This is a genomic window from Streptomyces sparsus (assembly GCF_054776295.1).
The window spans coordinates 1-2525 of sequence record NZ_BAAHCA010000722.1; the positions used below are offsets into that span (position 1 = coordinate 1).

3 protein-coding genes are annotated in these 2525 nt (G+C 73.6%); all 3 read right to left on the reverse strand.

The features are described from left to right. Positions 1-484: biotin carboxylase N-terminal domain-containing protein (locus ACYVE9_RS22605; RefSeq protein ID WP_461029730.1), on the reverse strand; the 484-nt coding region annotated here is incomplete at its 3' end. 118 nt (positions 485-602) lie between these two features. Then, entirely contained in the window at positions 603-2201 is a 1599-nt protein-coding gene (locus tag ACYVE9_RS22610; RefSeq protein ID WP_461029731.1) for an acyl-CoA carboxylase subunit beta, read from the reverse strand. After that, the coding region (locus tag ACYVE9_RS22615; RefSeq protein ID WP_461029732.1) for an AtuA-related protein at positions 2198-2525 on the reverse strand (328 nt) is incomplete at its 5' end. The genes ACYVE9_RS22610 and ACYVE9_RS22615, both read right to left, overlap by 4 nt.

The following is a 2525-nucleotide window of genomic DNA, read 5'->3' on the forward strand; positions in this document are numbered from 1 at the left end:
CGCGCATGCCGCGTCCGCCGCCGCCGGCCGCCGCCTTGACCAGCAGCGGCAGGTCGGCGCCGGTGACGGCGGACGGGTCCACGGACTCGGGCAGCGGCACCCGCGCGGCCCGCATCAGCTCCTTGGCGCGGGTCTTGGAGGCCATCGCCTCGATCGCCGCCGGCGGCGGGCCGATCCAGATCAGCCCGGCGTCCAGCACCTCCCGGGCGAAGCCCGCGTTCTCGGCCAGGAACCCGTATCCGGGGTGGACGGCGTCGGCGCCGGCCGTCAGCGCGGCGCGCACCAGCAGGTCCGCGCGCAGGTAGGTGTCGGCCGGGCTGTCGCCGGGCAGCCGCACCGCCACGTCGGCCTCCCGCACGTGCGGGGTGTCGGTGTCGGCGTCGGAGTGCACGGCGACGGTGCCGACGCCGAGTTCCCGGCAGGTGCGGAAGATCCGCCGGGCGATCTCGCCGCGGTTGGCGACCAGCAGGGAGGTCGGCGTCATGTCGCTCTCAGCTCCTCGGTGTGGCGTGCACTCCGCGGCCAGCGCGGCGCGGCGGCGGTGGGGCGTGGGGTTCGCGGGGCCCCGGCGGGCGAGGCGGCGTCGGCGTCCAACGGTCCGCTCACATCCGGAAGACGCCGAAACCGCCGCGGACGCCTTCGACCGGAGCGGTGTGCAGGGCTGACAGGCACAGGCCGAGCACGGTCCGGGTGGCGCGCGGGTCGATGACGCCGTCGTCGTAGAGCCGACCGGAGAGGAACATCGGCAGCGACTCCGCCTCCACCTGCTGCTCGACCATGGCGCGCAGCGCGGCGTCACCCTCCTCGTCGTAGGGCCGGCCGCGTGCCTCGGCGGCGGCCCGCGCCACGATGGACAGCACCCCGGCGAGCTGCTGCGGTCCCATCACGGCCGACTTGGCGCTCGGCCAGGTGAAGAGGAACCGCGGGTCGTAGGCCCGGCCGCACATGCCGTAGTGCCCGGCGCCGTAGCTCGCGCCCATCAGGACCGACAGGTGCGGCACGGTCGAGTTGGAGACCGCGTTGATCATCATGGCGCCGTGCTTGATGATGCCGCCCTGCTCGTACTCGGTGCCGACCATGTAGCCCGTGGTGTTGTGCAGGAACAGCAGCGGAATGTCGCGCTGGTTGGCGAGTTGGATGAACTGCGTGGCCTTCTGCGACTCGGCGCTGAACAACACGCCCTGGGCGTTGGCGAGTACGCCGACCGGGTAGCCGTGCAGCTCCGCCCAGCCGGTGCACAGGCTGGGCCCGTAGCGGGGCTTGAACTCGTCGAAGTCGGAGTCGTCCACGATGCGGGCGATGACCTCACGCGGGTCGAAGGGCGCCTTGAGGTCGCCGGGCACGATGCCGAGCAGTTCCTCCTCGCTGTGGCGCGGCGGCGGCGCGGGCGCCGGATCGGGGTGCGCCTTGCGCCAGTTGAGCCGGGCGACGATCCGCCGGGCCTGGCGCAGCGCGTCCGGTTCGTCGACCGCGAAGTGGTCGGCGAGCCCGGAGGTGCGGGCGTGCATCTCGGCGCCGCCCAGCTCCTCGTCGTCGGCCTCCTCGCCGGTCGCCATCCGCACCAGCGGCGGGCCGCCGAGAAAGACCTTCGCCCGTTCCCTGACCATGACCACGTGGTCGGACATGCCGGGGACGTAGGCGCCGCCGGCGGTGGAGTTGCCGAAGACGACGGCGACGGTGGGGATACCGGCGGCCGACAGCCTGGTCAGGTCGCGGAACAGCGCCCCGCCGGGGATGAAGATCTCCTTCTGACCGGTGAGGTCGGCGCCACCGGACTCGACGAGGCTCAGGCACGGCAGCCGGTTGCGGCGGGCGATCTCGTTGGCCCGCAGCGCCTTCTTCAGCGTCCACGGGTTGCTGGCGCCGCCGCGCACGGTCGGGTCGTTGGCGGTGATCAGGCACTCGACGCCCTCCACCACGCCGATGCCGGTGACCAGGGAAGCCCCGACGGTGTAGTCGCTGCCCCAGGCGGCGAGCGGCGACAGCTCCAGGAACGGCGTGTCGGGGTCGAGCAGCAGCTCGACGCGTTCCCGGGCGGTGAGCTTGCCGCGGCCGCGGTGCCGCTCGACGTACTTCTCGCCGCCGCCGGCCAGCGCCTTCGCGTGCTCGGCGGCGAGTTCGTCGAGCCGGTCGAGCATGACCCGCCGGTTGGCGGTGTACTCCGGGCTCGCCGGGTCGAGGGCGGACGTCCACACCGTCACAGCAGTACCTCCGGAATGTCGAGGTGTCGGGAGCGCAGCCACTCCCCCACGGCCTTGGCCTGCGGGTCGAAGCGGGCCTGCGCGGCGACGCCCTCCCCCAGCAGCCCGTCCACCGTGAAGTTCACCGCCCGCAGGTTCGGCAGCACGTGGCGCTCCACGGGCAGGTCCGCGGTCTCCGGCAGCAGCTCCCGGAACCGCTCGACGGTCAGCACGTGCACCAGCCAGCGCCACCCGTCCTCGCCGAGCGCCTCCCTGCTCCACACGCCGACGTTGGCGCTGCCGCCCTTGTCGCCGCTGCGGGCGCCGGACACCAGGCCGAGCGGC